This is a genomic window from Microbacterium sp. Bi128 (genome assembly GCF_918698205.1).
In genome coordinates, this window is sequence record NZ_CAKKMM010000002.1 from 1 (window position 1) to 15,886 (window position 15,886).

Below are 15,886 nucleotides of genomic sequence, written 5' to 3' on the forward strand. Positions count from 1 at the left end.
GGAGCCGCAAAGAAAGCCCGCGCCGCGATCGACGCCCTCGCCCTCCTCCCCGCCGATTCCGGCATCGAGGTGGCCTACGTCGGCGACCTCGATCCCGCGCTCGAGCCTCACGCCGCCGCGAAGGGGATCGCCCCCGGCCGCATCCACTGGCTCGGCCGCGTGAGCGATGCCGAGCTCGCGGAGGCGTTCTCGCGCGCGGCGGCCTTCGTCTGGCCCTCGCTGCACGAGGGGTTCGGTCTCCCGCCCCTCGAAGCCCAGCGGCTCGGCATCCCGGTCCTGGCATCCGACATCCCGATCAACCGTGAGATCCTCGGTGATTCCGCCCGGTACTTCCCGGCGACGGATGCCGCAGCCCTCGCGGCCTTGTTCGCCGAGATCGCCCGCGACCCGTCGCTGCGCGCCGACCTGTCGCGCCGGAGCCTTGCCAACGCCGAGGACTTCACGTGGCGCCGGGCCGCGGAGCGGTGGAGCGCCCTGATCGACGCCCGCGTGGGCTGATTCCCCGTCGCCGGGGTCGGCGGGGCACAATCGAGGGGTGAACATCGGCTTCGTCGTGACGACCTCCTGACCTCGCTCGAGAGTCAGCTCCGCGACGGCGACCACGTCGTTCTCGTCGCGCAAGGCGCCCAGGAGGACGTCGCCGCCCTCGCGGCCGAGTTCGCCGGGCGCGGAGTCCCGGTGACCGCGACGACGTCGGGGCGCGGCGCCTCCCTCGGCCGCAACACCGGTGTGGCCGCCCTCCCGGCGGGCGAGGCCGTCGTGACGTTCCCCAACGACAACACCACCTATCCGTCCGGCACCGTCGACGCCCTGCACGTGGCCGTCGACGACTCCGCGTTCCTCGCCGGCGGTTTCACGTCGTGGGACGAACGCGGCCCGAAGACGACTCTTCCCACCCCCGGCACGCCCCTCGACAAGTACAACGTGTGGGCCGTGATCGAGATGGGCATCCTCATGCGCCGCTCGCTGTTCGACGCCGTGGGCGGCTTCGACGAAGACCTCGGTCCCGGGTCTGCGACGCCCTGGCAGGTGGCCGAGGGCACTGACCTGCTGCTGCGCGCGATGCGTCACGAGCCCCGGCTGTTGCAAGAGTTCCGGTGGCTGCCCGCCGATGTCCACGTCGACGGTATCTCCACCGGCTTCGGACTGTCGGATGCCGAACGCCGACGCAAGCTGCGCGCCTACGGGCGCGGGACCGGTCGGGCGTTCGCCGTTCACGGGTACCCGCTGTGGTGGCGCGCGGCCTTCACGGGCGCGGGCTTGCTGTACGGCGTGCGGAACCCGAAGCCGATCACCCTCGCCGACGGCTGGCCGATGTTCCTCGGCCGACTGGAGGGCACCCTCGGACGCACGCTCGGCCAGGCGCGCATGGTGTCCGCGACGCGCTGATCCTCCGCGGGGCGGTCGGGACGCCGCTGGTAGGCTACGGAAGTGTCTTCGAGAGTTCTGATCACCGGCGGTGCCGGCTTCATCGGGTCCCATCTTTCCGAGCGTCTGCTCGCCGAGGGCCACGAGGTCATCTGCGTCGACAACTTCTTCACCGGGTCGCGCCGCAACGTCGAGCACCTCTTCGCAAACCCGCGCTTCGAGTTGATGCGCCACGACGTGACGTTCCCGCTGTACGTCGAGGTCGACCAGATCTACAACCTCGCCTGTCCCGCCTCCCCCGTGCACTACCAGCACGACCCGGTGCAGACCACGAAGACGAGCGTCATGGGCGCGATCAACATGCTCGGCCTGGCCAAGCGCTTGCGCGTGCCGATCCTGCAGGCCTCGACCTCCGAGGTCTACGGCGACCCCGCCGTGCACCCGCAGACCGAGGACTACTGGGGCAACGTCAACCCCATCGGCACCCGGTCCTGCTACGACGAGGGCAAGCGCGCCGCCGAGACGCTGTTCTTCGACTACCGCCGTCAGCATGACCTGGCGATCAAGGTCATCCGCATCTTCAACACGTACGGCCCACGCATGCACCCCAACGACGGACGCGTGGTGTCGAACTTCATCGTGCAGGCGCTCCGCGGCGAGCCGATCACCATCTACGGTGACGGATCCCAGACGCGCTCCTTCTGCTTCGTCGACGACCTCGTCGACGGCATGGTGCGCCTCATGAACACGGGCCACGAGGTGACCGGCCCCATCAACGTCGGAAACCCGGGCGAGTTCACGATGCTCGAGCTGGCCAACGCCGTCCTCGAGATCACGGGCAGCTCGTCCACCATCGAGCACCGCCCGCTCCCCCAGGACGACCCCAAGCAGCGCCAGCCCAACATCGATCTCGCCCGCCGCGAGCTCGGGTGGGAGCCGACGGTGGCGCTGCGCCCGGGCCTGGAGCGCACGATCGAGTACTTCCGTGGGGTTCTGGCCACGGCCTGAGCCTGCCGCCCGCGCGGCAGCTCCCGGATCTGCGCCACGACCGCGGCCTCAGATCACCCGCGGCCGCCGGCGTCTCCGTCCCCGGGAGGCGCGTTCCGGGTGTGACACGATAAGACGGTGAAAGCCATCCCGCCTGTCACCGGTTCCGCTCTGCGTCCCCGCGTCGCGGGCGGTACGGTCGCGCTTCCCGCATCCCGGCGTCGATCCCCGCACCGGGCGGAGTGACGTCATGCACGTCCTGATCACGGGGGGCGCCGGTTTCATCGGCAGCCGACTGGCCCGGCGGCTCGTCGCCGACGGACACCGCGTCCGAGTGCTCGACGCTCTCATCGCCCAGGTGCACGGCGAGGATCCCGAGACGACGTCGACTCTGCTCGCATCCGTCCGAGACATCGCCGAGGTGCAGCGTGGGTCGGTGACGTCCGTCGACGACCTCCGCACCGCCCTCCTCGACGTCGACGTGGTGGTGCACCTCGCCGCCGAGACCGGCACGGGTCAGTCGATGTACGAGATCGATCGATATGTCGAGGTGAACATCGGCGGCACCGCGAAGCTGATGGACCTGTTGACCAACGAGTCGCACACCGTCCGCCGCGTCGTCGTCGCCTCGTCGCGATCCATCTACGGCGAGGGCGCGTACCGCACGACCGCCGGCCGCACCGTCTACCCGCCGCACCGCTCCGACGCGGCTCTGGCGGCGGGCGACTTCGCCGTCCGCGGCGACGACGGGGAGGCCTTGCAGATGGTCCCGACCGCGGAGGACGCGGCCCTCCACCCCTCCTCCGTCTACGGCATCACGAAGCAGATGCAGGAGTCGCTCGTGATGACGGTGGCCCCCGCCATCGGCGTCGAGGCCGTCGGGCTCCGCTATCAGAACGTGTACGGACCGGGCCAGTCCCTGAAGAACCCGTACACCGGCATCCTGTCGATCTTCTCCACCCTCATCCGGCAGGGACAGGACATCGACATCTTCGAAGACGGCGAGGAGAGTCGCGACTTCGTGTACATCGACGACGTCGTCGAAGCCACCGCCCTCGCCGTGTCCCACCCCGACGCCGCCGGTGAGGTCTTCAACGTCGGCTCGGGGTCGGCGACATCCGTGTCCGAGGTCGTCGAGACCCTCTTCCGCTGCTTCGGGGAGCGCGTTCCCACCCGGATCACGGGCTCGTACCGCCTCGGAGACATCCGACACAACGTCGCGGACACGACTCACCTGGAAAGGACGCTCGGTTTCCGTCCCGCGGTGTCGTTCGCCGAAGGGGTGGAGCGGTTCGTCGAGTGGGTGCGCAGCGAACCGATCGAGACCGGGTCCTACCGACGCTCCCTCGAAGAGCTGGCTGCCCGGAAACTGCTCAAGTGAGCGCCCTGCGTCTCCCTTCGCGTCGGCGGGTCCGCGCATGACGCGCCGACCGGACGTGCGGGTCCTGATCAGCCGCGCACGCGCGCACCGTGTGATGGGGAGGGCAGTCCGTCTGCTCGACCGCGTCTGGTGGGCGCGGGTGATCCTCGGCGCGCGAATCGTGGATGCCGAGTACGTCAGCGCCCAGCTCGGCCGTCGTGTCGGAGTCGTGGGCGCCGTCGTCCGCTATGTCTGGCGCGGATACCGCCAGGGGCTGCGCCTGAATCCCCTTTTCGTCGACACCGCGGTCGGCGACCACCTCCCCGACGCCCACCGCGTGCCCGCCCTGTACGCGTACCTGATCGCGGATCCCCGCGGCCTGTCCATCAGCCCCGTGTGGGATGCGGCGGCGTACCTCGAACGGCATCCGGACCGCGCCGAGGAACGAGGAGGAGCTCTCGGGGCCGTGTGGCGTCGGCGCTCCGCCGACTCGATCCCGGTCGGCGCCGACGCCCGTACGCCCGGTCCCGCGTGGGACCTCGTCCACTCCCGCGTCCTGGACGCCGTGGCCGACGCGCGCCACGATCGTCCCGGCGCCGTGGGGAGAGCACCGCAGCCCGAGACCCGCGCCGTGGAGTACGTCATCGTCCTCGACGCGGACGAATGGGATTTCGACGAATCCCTCTCGCTCGCCCGGCACCTCGCGCGTGACCCCCGGGCGGGCGTCACGGTGGTGCAATCGGGAGGCCGCATCGAGGACTGGGTGCAGGCCGTGATGCTGGCCACCGCGGCGGACGGCGTCCAGGCCATCCGTTCGAGCGCGGCGAGCACAGACGACGATCTGCGCGCACTCGGGGCGGAGCTCGATGCGGTCACGGTGGTCCGTCGCGGCCCGAACGACGACGTCACCGCGGAGACGCTCGAGCGCCTCGCCGCCGCCGCTCGCGACGGGGCGGTCGCCGGACCGCTCTGGCTCGAGGGCGACGGCACGATCGCCGCGGCGGGCGCCGATGCCGGCGGACGATTGCTGGCGGGCCATCCGGCGGAGGACGCGTCGGCTCTCCCCGGCGCGCCGACCGTGCAGCCGCCCGCGCTCGCGGGCGCGACGTTCGCCGCCCCGCGCGATCTCGCCTTCGCCGCCGACGACGGCGGACCCGACCCCGCCGCGTTCGTCTCGCAGGCCGCGCGTCGGGCGGGCATTCCGGTGGTCCTGCGCACCGACCTCACCGCACGGGTCCGGTCGCACGCGCGGCCCTCCGCACTGCCCCCCGGTCTCGACGCCGGGCATGCGCTGCTGGACGCCGCGGGCTGGGAGCCGACGGCCGCGGGCCCTGCGCCGCGGCTCCGACGCCGCAGCCGAGAGGTGACGCTGCCCGACGGGACCGTCGTCCCGGTCCTTCGTTGGGCGCTGCGGACCGCCGCTCCCGTCGGACCACGCGGCGAGTGGTGGGGTGACGTCCACTTCGCCCGCGCCCTCGCCGATGCCCTGCGCCGCCTCGGCCAGGAGGCTGTCGTCGACGCCTATCCGGCGCGGCATCGTCCGACCCGCCATCTGGACGACGTCACGATCGCGCTCCGGGGGCCGGAGCCGATCGATCCGAATCCCTCGGGTCTCTCGGTCCTGTGGATCATCAGCCACCCCGATCAGATCACCCTCTCCGCGCTCGACGGCTTCGATCTCGTGTACGCGGCTTCGACACCGTGGGCGGCTCGGGCGACCGCACGGTTCGGACGATCCATCGCACCGCTGCTCCAGTGCACGGATGTGCACCGCTTCCATCCGTCCGGTCTCGAGCGCACCGACGACATCGTCTTCGTGGGAACCGCGAGGGGCATCTATCGGCCGTCGGTCGTCGAGCCGGTGCGTGCCGGGATCGATGTCCGCGTCTTCGGGCCGGACTGGCGAGGCTGGATCCCCGCCTCCGCGATCGCGGGGACGGGCGTGCGGAACGAGGACCTGCCGCCGCTGTACGAGAGCGCCGCCGTCGTCCTGAACGATCACTGGCCGTCGATGCAGCGCGCGGGATTCATCGCCAACCGTCCGTACGACGTCGTCGCCGCCGGAGGCCGCGTGATCAGCGACGACGTCGAGGGGATCGACGAGACCTTCGACGGCGCCGTGCTGACCTACCGCGACACCGACGAACTGATGACCCTGCTGACCTCCGACCTGGACACCGTCTTTCCGGCACCGCAGCGCCTGGCGGAGATCTCGCAGACCATTCGCGAGCGCGACTCGTTCGACGCCCGCGCGCGCACGCTTCTCGACGACGTGGTCCGCTCCCTGGCATAGGTGGTCGATCAACGATCGAATCACCGTATGACACGATGAGAGACGTGAAGGGCATCATTCTCGCCGGCGGTTCGGGCACGCGTCTGCATCCGATCACCCTCGGTGTCTCCAAGCAGCTCATCCCGGTGTACGACAAGCCGATGATCTACTACCCCCTGTCGACACTGATGCTGGCCGGCATCCGGGACATCCTCGTCATCACGACCCCGCACGATGCGCCCTTCTTCGAGCGCCTCCTCGGTGACGGTTCGCAGTTCGGGGTGAGCTTGACGTTCGCCCGGCAACCTTCACCGGATGGCCTCGCGCAGGCGTTCACGATCGGCGCCGACTTCATCGGCGACGACAAGGTCGCACTCGTGCTCGGCGACAACCTCCTCTACGGCCCGGGCCTCGGCACCCAGCTCAAGCGGTTCGCCGACATCGACGGAGCCGCCGTGTTCGCGTACTGGGTCGCCGAGCCCTCGGCCTACGGCGTGGTCGAGTTCGACGACGACGGCCGCGCCGTCTCGCTCGAGGAGAAGCCGTCGGCCCCCCGCAGCAACTACGCCGTCCCGGGGCTGTACTTCTACGACAATGACGTCGTCGCGATGGCCCGGGGACTGCGACCGTCGGCACGCGGCGAATACGAGATCACCGACATCAACCGCGCGTACCTCGAGGCCGACCGCCTGCGCGTCGAGGTCCTCCCCCGCGGCACGGCCTGGCTGGACACCGGGACCTTCGACCAGATGACCGATGCCGCCGACTACGTCCGCACCATCGAACGGCGGACAGGTCTGCGCATCGGGGTTCCCGAGGAGGTCGCCTGGCGTCAGGGCTTCCTCACGGACGATGATCTCGAGGAGAGGGCGAATCGTTTGATGAAATCCGGCTACGGAGGCTATCTGCGCGTACTGCTGGAAAGGGGACGCCGATGAGACTTCTCGTCACCGGTGGTGCAGGCTTCATCGGCTCGAATTTCGTGCACCACGTCGTCACCCACACCGACCACACGGTGACGGTGCTCGACAAGCTCACCTATGCCGGAAACCGGGCCTCGCTCGCGGGTCTGCCCGCGGATCGGGTCCGGCTCGTGGTCGGCGACATCGCCGACGCGTCGGTCGTGGACCCGCTCGTGGCCGAGACCGACGCGGTCGTGCACTACGCGGCGGAGTCGCACAACGACAACTCGCTGCACGATCCTCGACCTTTCCTCGACACCAACATCATCGGTACCTACACGTTGCTGGAAGCGGCGCGTCGTCACGAGAAGCGCTTCCACCACATCTCCACCGACGAGGTGTACGGCGATCTCGAGCTGGACGATCCCGCGCGATTCACCGAGAGCACGCCGTACAACCCCTCGTCGCCGTATTCCTCGACCAAGGCCGGGTCCGACCTCCTCGTCCGGGCCTGGGTGCGCTCCTTCGGCGTGCGCGCGACGATCAGCAACTGCTCGAACAACTACGGGCCGTACCAGCACGTGGAGAAGTTCATCCCCCGCCAGATCACGAACGTGCTGCGCGGCATCCGCCCGAAGCTCTACGGAACCGGCGAGAACGTCCGCGACTGGATCCACGCCGACGATCACTCGTCCGCCGTGCTGACGATCCTCGACAAAGGCGCCATCGGCGAGACCTACCTCATCGGCGCCGACGGCGAGAAGGACAACAAGAGCGTCGTCGAGCTGATCCTCGCACTCAGCGGTCAACCGACCGACGCGTACGACCTCGTCACCGATCGGCCGGGACACGACCTGCGCTACGCCATCGACTCCACGAAGCTCCGTACCGAACTCGGCTGGACCCCGACCTTCGGCGACTTCGAATCCGGACTGGCCGCCACGATCGACTGGTACCGCGAGAACGAGGCCTGGTGGGCCCCCGCGAAGGACGGCGTCGAGGCGTTCTACGCCAGCAAGGGGCAATGAACGCCGTGACGATCGCCTTCGGGAAGCCGCTCTCCGTCCGCCGTACCCCGATCCCCGGACTCGTCGTGGTCGACCTGCCCGTGCACGGCGATTCCCGCGGGTGGTTCAAGGAGAACTGGCAGCGCGAGAAGATGACGGCGGCGGGCATCGATCTGCCCGACTTCGGGCCGGTGCAGAACAACGTGTCGTTCAACGACCAGGTCGGCACCACACGCGGGATCCACGCCGAGCCCTGGGACAAGTACGTCTCCGTCGCGACCGGCCGCATCTTCGGGGCGTGGGTAGACCTGCGCGAGGGCGAGACCTTCGGCGCCGTTTTCACCGCCGAGCTCGACGCCTCGACCGCCATCTTCGTCCCGCGTGGCGTCGGCAACTCGTACCAGACGCTCGAGACCGATACCGCGTACACCTATCTGGTCAACGACCACTGGTCCCCGGATGCCACCTACACCTTCCTCAACCTCGCCGATGAGACGGCCGCCATCGCGTGGCCGATCCCCCTCGACGACGTCGAGATCAGCGCGAAGGACAAGAACCACCCCCGGTTGTCGGATGTGGTCCCCATGCCGCCGAAGAAGATCCTCGTCACAGGGGCGGACGGCCGGCTGGGTCGCGCCCTCCGTGCGGAGTACGGCGAGCACCCGTGGATCGAGTACGCGACGCGGAGCGATCTCGACGCCACCTCCCCCGACCTATCGACCGCCCGCCGGTGGCGGGACTACGCCACGATCATCGACGCGGCGGCACACGGGCGGGTCGACGCCGCCGAAACCCGCCAGGCCCGTGCGCAGGCGTGGTCCCTGAACGTCACCGCCGCGGCGTCCCTGGCCCGCGTGGCCCTGGCCCACCGCATCACCCTCGTCCAGATGTCGACGAATGACCTCATCGACGCGACCGGCACCGAGGCTGGAGCCGTCGGCGCCCTCGCGACGCCCGATCAGACGCGGGCCGCCGCAGAGGCCGTGGTCTCCATCCTCCCCCGTCATTACCTCGTGCGGACCGACGGGACGGCGGTCGATCTCGCACGAGCCATCCGTCGACTTCTCGACGAGCGCGTCGCATTCGGCACGTATCACGTCGCCTCTGGGAACGATCCGGTCTCCGCGGACGAGGTCGATCGACAGACCTCCGGTACCTGACCAGCCCGACTCGGGCTCGGCACGTAGCTGAGCACCTCCAGGAGCGCCTGACGAGCGTCCGGCGGACGGAGACCTATCATCGACGGGTGCGCCGTCCTCTCGCCCTTCTGCTCTGTTGCACCGGTCTCGTTCTCGCGCTGACCGGATGTCTGCCCGAGCCCGCCGCGGGACCGAGCCCATCGGCGACGTCCTCCACCCCCGTGCCGAGTGCCGATCCGAGCTCTTCGCCCTCCGCCGCGTCCCCCGGCGCGTCGCCCAGCGCGTCGACATCCCCGACGCCCGTGGCTCCCGTCGATCCCTTTCCCGTTCGCGCTCTCGCGGACGTCTGCGTCACCGGCGCTCTCGAATCCGGAGCCGCCCCGGCCCGAACGGATCTGGGCCGGGCGCAACGGCAGGAGCGGGGCCAGGATCAGTGGGCGATCGCCGTCCCGGGCGTGACCGACGACGGCTCCGACGTGATGTTCCTGTGCACCCTCTCGGGCACCTCCGACGATTTCCAACTCGAGCTGCGCACACGTGTCGACGGTGCCCTCGACGAGTCCTGGACGTCGCGCCTCGCGGATATCGAGGCGGGCCGCGGGTAGCCCGCGTCAGGGCGCGTCGGAGCGTTCCTGCTGCAGGATGACGTCGATGCGCGACGAATCCCCCCACACGGCCGGGGAATCGTAGGGACGGTCCGGGAATGCGCCGTACTCCAGCCGGATCGGCAGCGCGTTGTCCCGGATGAAGGCCTCGACCTGATCCGCCAGGGACACCGGTTCGCCACTGCAACAGTTGATCACTCCGGTCGCCCCGGGGGTCACCGTCACGGCGGCGATCTGCGCGGCCAGATCCTGGACCGCGATGAAGTCGTACTTGTTGGCTCCGGTGGTGAACGGGAGGCTCGTGCGTCCCTCGTCGACGGCCTCGAGCAGTCGAGTGAAGATCGAGCTGTTCCGGCGGTCGTCTCCATAGATGTAGAAGCAGCGCACCCAACTCAGTTCCGCACGCTGCCAGCTCTCCGACGACAGCAGGAGCGAACGGCGCAGGGCGTCCTTGGCGATGCCGTATTGAGATCGTGGCGAGGTCGGCGTCTCGGCGGTGATCGCCCCCTCCCAATAACCGACCTCGTGCATGGTGCCGAGCGCCACGACACGTTCGACCCTCTCCGCGACGGACTCGAGGAAACGCACGTGCGACGACAGCAGCCGCATGTGACTCTCGGCGTTGTGCCGGAAGCCGTCCTGCCAGGCCAGGTGCACCACCCGCGACACGGACCCACCGAGCACCTCGCCGATGTCGGTGTCCGGATCGAGGACGTCGGCGACCACCACGTGCGCGCGCGGGTCGATGTCCGCGGTGGGCCGGCGCACGATCGCGCGTACGTCCTGTCCGCGGTCCAGGAGAGCCGTCACGACGTGTCGTCCGACGTAACCCCCCGCACCCGTCACGACGATCGCTCCGAGCCCGGGCGTTGCACTCACCATCAGTCCCTCTCCGTCAGGAGCCGTCGCTGATCCCTTCCAGAACGGAAGAATCGACGGCAACCGGTCACGAGCGATCGTTTCGTCGACCACCCGATCGCCATCGACGCCAGCGACGACCGATGGGCGCGCGCGCGTCGAGTTCCTCGCCCACGATGCGCCGTACCTCGTCGCGCACCGTCTGCTGCATCCGCTCGGACAGGCGATCCACGATCTGGCGTTCGAGCTGTGCGAGGTACAGCGGAAGCCCGAGGCCGTTGCCGCGAACCCAGGCAGCGAGCTCGCGGTCGCGCACGACGAGGTCGTCACGTTCGTGCTCGTGCGCCAGTCCCACCGTGCTGTTCGCCTCGGCATCCGTGGCATCCGGGCGCTGCACCCAGTAGGCGAGGGGTTCACCGGCCAGGAACGCGATGGGGTGTCGCGGCAGGACCCGCAGATAGAACTCCCAGTCCTCGACCGCGTCGAGCGACTCGTCGTAGCCGCCGAGCTCGTCGTGCAGGCGGCGCCGGTAGAGGAAGGAGATCGGAACGGCGCGATTGATCTCGAGCAGTTGCGACAGGGAGATCCGCTGCATCCCGTCCCAGAACGGGACCCGGTCGACCTCGCGCCAGCGCACGCCGTCTCGCCGTTCGTAGACGATCGCCGTGCTGGTCATCACTCCGGCGGCCTCGGTGTCGACGTCGAGGCGCTCCACCGTCCTCGCGAGGAAGTCGGGGTGCCAGCGGTCATCGTCGTCGTGCAGGACGACGAACTCGCCTTCCGCCGCCCGGATGCCGGCATTGGCCGCTCGACAGCGGCCGCGGGGCTCCTCGGTCCGAATGACGCGTATCCGAGCGATGTCGGACTCCCGGACGATGCGCTCGACCAGGTCGGTGGTGTCGCCGTCGTCCACGACGATGACTTCGTAATCGTCGAAATGCTGGGCAGCGATGTCCGCCAGCGCGCGACGCACGAATTCCGGTCGGTTCCGCGTCCGGACGACGACCGACACACGCACAGGCACGGGACTCAGCTTAAAGGACCGGCGTCGGACGGCTCGCCGAGGTACCTCGAGCGGGCCGCGTCACGGCGTCCGGATCTGCTGACAGGCGGGCTTCGTGTCCGAGCCGGCATTGCGATTGACGGCGTACGTGCACAACCAGTGCAGTCCCGGCGTGGTGGGGATCTCTCCCACGTAGCCGCGCTCGGTGCCGGCATCCGGGTAGGTGTCGGTCAGCGGCGCGTAGGAACGATCGGCGGTCCACCTGTACCACTGCGAATCCAGCTGCACGATGACGTCCGTCGACCCTTCCAGGGCGTCGGGGTCGAAGGCGTACCCCCACAGCGTCACTCCGTTCTGGGACGGCCAGGCGCCCATCATCCGCGTCACCGGGGACTGGTCCTTCGGCTGGGGCACCGAGAACTGCCGACAGGCGGCGGCCGGGTCGGCGCCGTCGTTCGCGTTGAGGTAGTAGACGCAGATCCAGTGCGAGCCCGGCTTGATCGGGACGGTGCCCGCGTATCCGTGCGAGGAGCCGGCCGTGGGGAACTTCGTCAACGACGAACGGTTCTCCGCATCGGCGGACCAGCGGTACCACTGCGAGTCGACCTGGACGATCACCGGGACGGCCGAGGACGCGGCGTCGGGATCGACGACCCACCCCGACACGTTCAGCACCCGCCCGTCGGACGAGACGGTCTGCAGCTCGCCCTGAGGCGACACGTCGGCGACCGAGGGCACCGTGACGTCACGGCATCCGAATGCGACGTTGGTGCCCGCGTTCTTGTTGATCATCGTCAGACAGATCGTGTGCGGACCGGCCGGGATCGGCAACACGGCACCGAACCCGTGCTGGTAGTTGGCGCCCGCGACGAGCTCCGGCCCGAGAGCGTACTTCTGGTCGGCCTTGACCACGTACCAGGTCTTGTCGACGAGGATGTGCAGGTCCACGGTCGTCTTCACCGCATCGGGGTCGATGGCCCAGCCCCAGAAGTGGATGCCGGCCGTCGTGGTCCACAGGTCCTTCAGCTCGCCCCGCGGTGACACACGGGCGGGCAGATCCACAGCCCGACATCCGAGGGACTGATCGGAACCGGTGCCTTGGTTGACCATCGTCACGCAGACGTTCTGCGTGGTGCCCGGCGGACCCGCGACGACTCCGCGGAAACCATGCGCGGCCCCCGCGCCGGGGAAGTTGTCGGCGACCGCTTGATACGGCTGATCCGCGGTGAGGTAGGAGGCCACGCCCCCGACGTCCACGCGGATCTGCACCGGGGAGGTGAGCGCGTCGCCGTCGACGGCCCATCCGGCGAGCAGCAGCCCGTCCTCGGTGGCCGTCATCTCCGTCAGTACACCGACCGGGGATTTCGTGTTCTTCGTGGGGTCGCCGAACCAGTCGGTCCACATCCGCCAGAAATTGCGGTTGCCATACGCCGAGCACTGATCACCCTCGCCGTACAGGTTGCGCATCGCCGCGTCGTTCGGGGTGTACGGCGTGTAGATGTACAGACCGGCCGTGGCCTGGTTCTGGATGAACACGGCCTTCGTGCCGCAGTTGCGGCGCGGGTCCGGGTGGTAGCCGATGTTGTTGACGCGGCCCGCACGGTAGTTCCATCCGCCCGTCGTGGCGGTGACGCGGTAGATCTGGAACTGGCGGGCACCGTAGTACAGCTGGGTGAAGAAACCGGCGAAAGCCGGATCGCACGGAGCCGTATCGGGGCACGACTGCCCCAGCGCGTGGTCGAGCGCGTACTGCGAGGGGTTCGACGAGGTGATGAGGCCCTGCTCCTTCTGGAGCATGACCAGGAGCGTCCGCTGGCTGATGCTGCACGCGGCACCGACGCGCGCGATCATGCTCGCGGCCGACTCCTGCGACCGCCCGTCGAGGGCCTGGCAGTACCGGGATGCCGCCATCGAGGGCGTGTTCCCCCGGAGCGCGGCGAGACAGTTGCTGCGCTGGCCGCACCGGTTGTTGTCATCGAGGAACTTCTGCACGTCGTCCGTCGACATCGCGGCGCCGTCGTAGAAGTTCTCATCCGTGATCAGCAGACCCGGATCGAAACGCGACGCGTCCGCCGCGACGGCGGGCTGGGCGGTGCCGACGCCGGCCACGGGCAGACCGATTCCGAGGACGAGCGCCACGATCGCGGCGAGGGCGAGTGGTCCGCGACGCATCAGCGACGATGTGCGCATGTGGGGGCCTTCCTGAGCACCAGGCGTCCGCCGAACCCGCACGCCGTCCGGCTAGACTGTCATGCTCGTCGCGTGGAAGCGCGACGGACCGCCGAGAGGACGGGACATTCCTCAGGCATCGTCGCGCTGATCGAAGCGAACCATGTTCATGAAGGCATGGATCTCGTCCGTCGCACTCATCCGCACACCGGCGGCCACCATCCGCCTCGCCAGGTTCCAGTCCCCCGGTTCGTCGACGCGCCAGCTCTCCGTGTCGTACTCGAAGAACCGCATCCCCGCCAGGTACAGGGTCGATTGGAAACTGAAGGCTCCCGCCGCGGGTGGGTCGCTGAAGATCACCCGGTCGACTCCCTCGGTCCGGTCGCGCTGGATGAGAGCGCCGTAGGCCAGCTCCGCGCGCTCGGTCCGGGCGAGCTGGAGCAGGCGTTCGATGTGATCGGCGGCGAACTCGTCGTCGTCGTCGAGCGGTGCGATCCACGCACCCTCTGCCCGACGTGCCGCCTCGTTCATGGCCGGAGATCCCGCCACCAGCCACCGCAGGTGGGGATGCGCAGGGTATGCCCCGCGCTCGGGCAGCTCGAAATACCGCACGCGCGGATCGCCCAGCTTCTCGAGTGCCTCGCGGGTGCGGGGGTTCGGTCCGTCGTTGACGACGACGACCTCGAATCGTTGGTAGGTCTGCTGCATCACGGAAGCCAGGGCCACTTCGACGAGCTCGCGTGTGCGGTTGTAGGACGCGATCCGCACCGTCACGAGCGGCTCGGCGTCGTCCCACAAGGCGTCGTACCCCGGCTGAGCGCGGAACGCGGCCAGGGAGGCCCGCAGACCCGCGATGTCGTCGCGCTCTCGGCGAGCCGCCTCGATCTGGGCCTGCGACCGCAACTCGAGGTGACGCACGAGAGCGTCGGTCTCGCGCCACCATCCCCGGGTCTCGTCGCGAAATCCGAGCTGGACGGCCGACATGTCGCCGACAAGGGTCTCGAGACGCGCGAGGCGGGCCGCGATCTCGGCAAGGCTCCCCTCGGAGGGGGTGGAGTGGTCTTCGGCGGCGGGATCGGGCATCAGCTGCTCCTTGCCATGATTCGGTCGATGATGGTCTCGAAGGTCTCGAACACGTGGGTCGGAAGCCCTTCGAAGACGGGAAGGGCGATCGTTCGACGACTGATGTCCTCGGTGACCGCGAGCGAGCCGTGGCGGGAGACGTCACGGAAACGCGGCTGCAGATGGACGGGCGGCGCGTAATACACGCGTGCCTCGATACCGGCGGCACGCGCTTGCTCGAGAATGTCGTCGCGCACCGTCTCGTCGGGCAGCACCACGGTGGCGAAGCACACAGAAGAGATGTCGGAGTGGACGACGGTGTGTGCACCGGGCAACGCCGAGAACACGTCCGCATATCGGGCCAGCAGCGCGCGACGCGCAGTCAGGGCCTCGTCGAATCGCTCGAGCTGGCGGAGGCCGATCGCGGCGTTGATCTCCTGCAGTTTGCCGTTCAGACCCCAGCGGACCGCACCGCCCGCGGCGAAGCCGAAATTGGAGAAGGAACGCGCACGCTCGATGAGATCGGGGTCGCGGGAGAGGATCGCGCCGCCTTCGCCGATGGCGAAGGGTTTGGTGGCGTGGAAGGAGAAGACTTCACACGTCCCCCGCGTGCCGACCGCCGTCGAGTCGGGGTAACGACTGCCGTAACCTGCGGCGGAATCGATGACGACGGGCAGGTCGTGTGCGCGCGCGAGGGCCTCCCAGGCCGCCACCTCGGCGTTGCCGATACCGAAGGAGTTGCAGAGCAGGATGCCGTCGACCTCGGAACGCCGCGTCGTCAGCACGTCCGCCGCGGCATGGAGCGAGGGCTGGAGGCTGTCCGGGTCGATATCGATGAACAGGGGCTCTCGGCCGACCGCCTGGATGGCGTGCGCGCCGGCCGCGAACGTGAACGAGGGCACGATGACGTGCTGACGCCCGCCGACGGCGGAGGTCGGTGGGTCGCCCAGGACCACGGACAGCGCCGCGACGAGAGCGACGGTGGCGTTGCAGAACGTGGCGGCGTGCATCTGCTCACCGACCGCGCCCGCGATGCGCTCGGCGAACAGCCGTTCCTTCGGGCCGAAGTTGGTGTACCAGTTCGATCCGACGATGTCGGTCACATCGTGGGCGATGACATCGGCGGGCGGGAACACGGGGCGGATGAAAGGCAC

General features: G+C 69.1%; 14 protein-coding genes. 9 read left to right on the forward strand and 5 right to left on the reverse strand.

Going from position 1 to position 15,886, the window contains the following annotated elements; all coding sequences use genetic code 11:
* From LQV45_RS00335 to LQV45_RS00375, 9 genes are all read left to right on the forward strand, one after another.
* Positions 1 to 498 (forward strand): glycosyltransferase (locus LQV45_RS00335; protein WP_230005215.1); only part of this gene is annotated, 498 nt, incomplete at its 5' end.
* 180 nt (positions 499 to 678) lie between these two features.
* Complete coding sequence (locus LQV45_RS00340) at positions 679 to 1,389, forward strand: hypothetical protein (RefSeq protein WP_230005216.1); 711 nt, start codon at positions 679 to 681, stop codon at positions 1,387 to 1,389.
* A gap of 42 nt (positions 1,390 to 1,431) precedes the next feature.
* A complete protein-coding gene (locus LQV45_RS00345) occupies positions 1,432 to 2,376 on the forward strand; it encodes a UDP-glucuronic acid decarboxylase family protein (protein ID WP_230005217.1) in 945 nt (314 codons plus the stop codon).
* A gap of 229 nt (positions 2,377 to 2,605) precedes the next feature.
* A complete protein-coding gene (locus tag LQV45_RS00350; protein ID WP_230005218.1) occupies positions 2,606 to 3,736 on the forward strand; it encodes an NAD(P)-dependent oxidoreductase in 1,131 nt (376 codons plus the stop codon).
* Between the two features lie 37 nt (positions 3,737 to 3,773).
* Positions 3,774 to 6,008, forward strand: a complete 2,235-nt coding sequence (locus LQV45_RS00355) for a glycosyltransferase (RefSeq protein ID WP_230005219.1) — start codon at positions 3,774 to 3,776, stop codon at positions 6,006 to 6,008.
* Between the two features lie 44 nt (positions 6,009 to 6,052).
* Positions 6,053 to 6,925 (forward strand): glucose-1-phosphate thymidylyltransferase RfbA, encoded by an 873-nt coding sequence (gene rfbA / locus LQV45_RS00360; RefSeq protein ID WP_230005220.1) that lies wholly within the window; start codon positions 6,053 to 6,055, stop codon positions 6,923 to 6,925.
* On the forward strand, positions 6,922 to 7,917 hold the full coding sequence (gene rfbB, locus LQV45_RS00365; protein WP_230005221.1) for a dTDP-glucose 4,6-dehydratase: 996 nt from the start codon (positions 6,922 to 6,924) through the stop codon (positions 7,915 to 7,917). The genes rfbA and rfbB overlap by 4 nt, the downstream gene beginning before the upstream one ends.
* Positions 7,914 to 9,056 carry a dTDP-4-dehydrorhamnose 3,5-epimerase family protein gene (locus LQV45_RS00370; RefSeq protein WP_374208115.1) on the forward strand — a complete coding sequence of 381 codons (1,143 nt, stop codon included), beginning with the start codon at positions 7,914 to 7,916 and terminating at the stop codon, positions 9,054 to 9,056. Before rfbB ends, LQV45_RS00370 begins: the two co-directional genes overlap by 4 nt.
* Positions 9,057 to 9,142: 86 nt before the next feature.
* Complete coding sequence (locus LQV45_RS00375; RefSeq protein WP_230005222.1) at positions 9,143 to 9,640, forward strand: hypothetical protein; 498 nt, start codon at positions 9,143 to 9,145, stop codon at positions 9,638 to 9,640.
* A gap of 6 nt (positions 9,641 to 9,646) precedes the next feature.
* Here LQV45_RS00375 and LQV45_RS00380 read toward each other — a convergent pair whose 3' ends face one another.
* The 5 genes from LQV45_RS00380 to LQV45_RS00400 all read right to left on the reverse strand — a co-directional run bounded on the left by LQV45_RS00380 (position 9,647) and on the right by LQV45_RS00400 (position 15,886).
* Entirely contained in the window at positions 9,647 to 10,522 is an 876-nt protein-coding gene (locus tag LQV45_RS00380) for an NAD(P)-dependent oxidoreductase (RefSeq protein ID WP_230005223.1), read from the reverse strand.
* Between the two features lie 64 nt (positions 10,523 to 10,586).
* Positions 10,587 to 11,522, reverse strand: a complete 936-nt coding sequence (locus LQV45_RS00385; RefSeq protein WP_230005224.1) for a glycosyltransferase family A protein — start codon at positions 11,520 to 11,522, stop codon at positions 10,587 to 10,589.
* Between the two features lie 60 nt (positions 11,523 to 11,582).
* A complete protein-coding gene (locus tag LQV45_RS00390) occupies positions 11,583 to 13,691 on the reverse strand; it encodes a hypothetical protein (RefSeq protein WP_230005225.1) in 2,109 nt (702 codons plus the stop codon).
* Between the two features lie 111 nt (positions 13,692 to 13,802).
* The gene (locus tag LQV45_RS00395; protein WP_230005226.1) at positions 13,803 to 14,753 is read right to left on the reverse strand and encodes a glycosyltransferase family 2 protein; all 951 of its coding nucleotides are present in this window, start codon (positions 14,751 to 14,753) and stop codon (positions 13,803 to 13,805) included.
* A complete protein-coding gene (locus tag LQV45_RS00400) occupies positions 14,753 to 15,886 on the reverse strand; it encodes a DegT/DnrJ/EryC1/StrS aminotransferase family protein (protein WP_230005227.1) in 1,134 nt (377 codons plus the stop codon). The genes LQV45_RS00395 and LQV45_RS00400 overlap by 1 nt, the downstream gene beginning before the upstream one ends.

Coding starts and splice junctions, on each gene's coding strand:
- LQV45_RS00350 (WP_230005218.1), top strand. CDS start 2,606: ATGCACGTCCTGATCACGGGGGGCGCCGGTTTCATCGGCAGCCGACTG.
- LQV45_RS00355 (WP_230005219.1), top strand. CDS start 3,774: ATGACGCGCCGACCGGACGTGCGGGTCCTGATCAGCCGCGCACGCGCG.
- rfbB (WP_230005221.1), top strand. CDS start 6,922: ATGAGACTTCTCGTCACCGGTGGTGCAGGCTTCATCGGCTCGAATTTC.
- LQV45_RS00370 (WP_374208115.1), top strand. CDS start 7,914: ATGAACGCCGTGACGATCGCCTTCGGGAAGCCGCTCTCCGTCCGCCGT.
- LQV45_RS00380 (WP_230005223.1), bottom strand. CDS start 10,522: ATGGTGAGTGCAACGCCCGGGCTCGGAGCGATCGTCGTGACGGGTGCG.
- LQV45_RS00390 (WP_230005225.1), bottom strand. CDS start 13,691: ATGCGCACATCGTCGCTGATGCGTCGCGGACCACTCGCCCTCGCCGCG.
- LQV45_RS00395 (WP_230005226.1), bottom strand. CDS start 14,753: ATGCCCGATCCCGCCGCCGAAGACCACTCCACCCCCTCCGAGGGGAGC.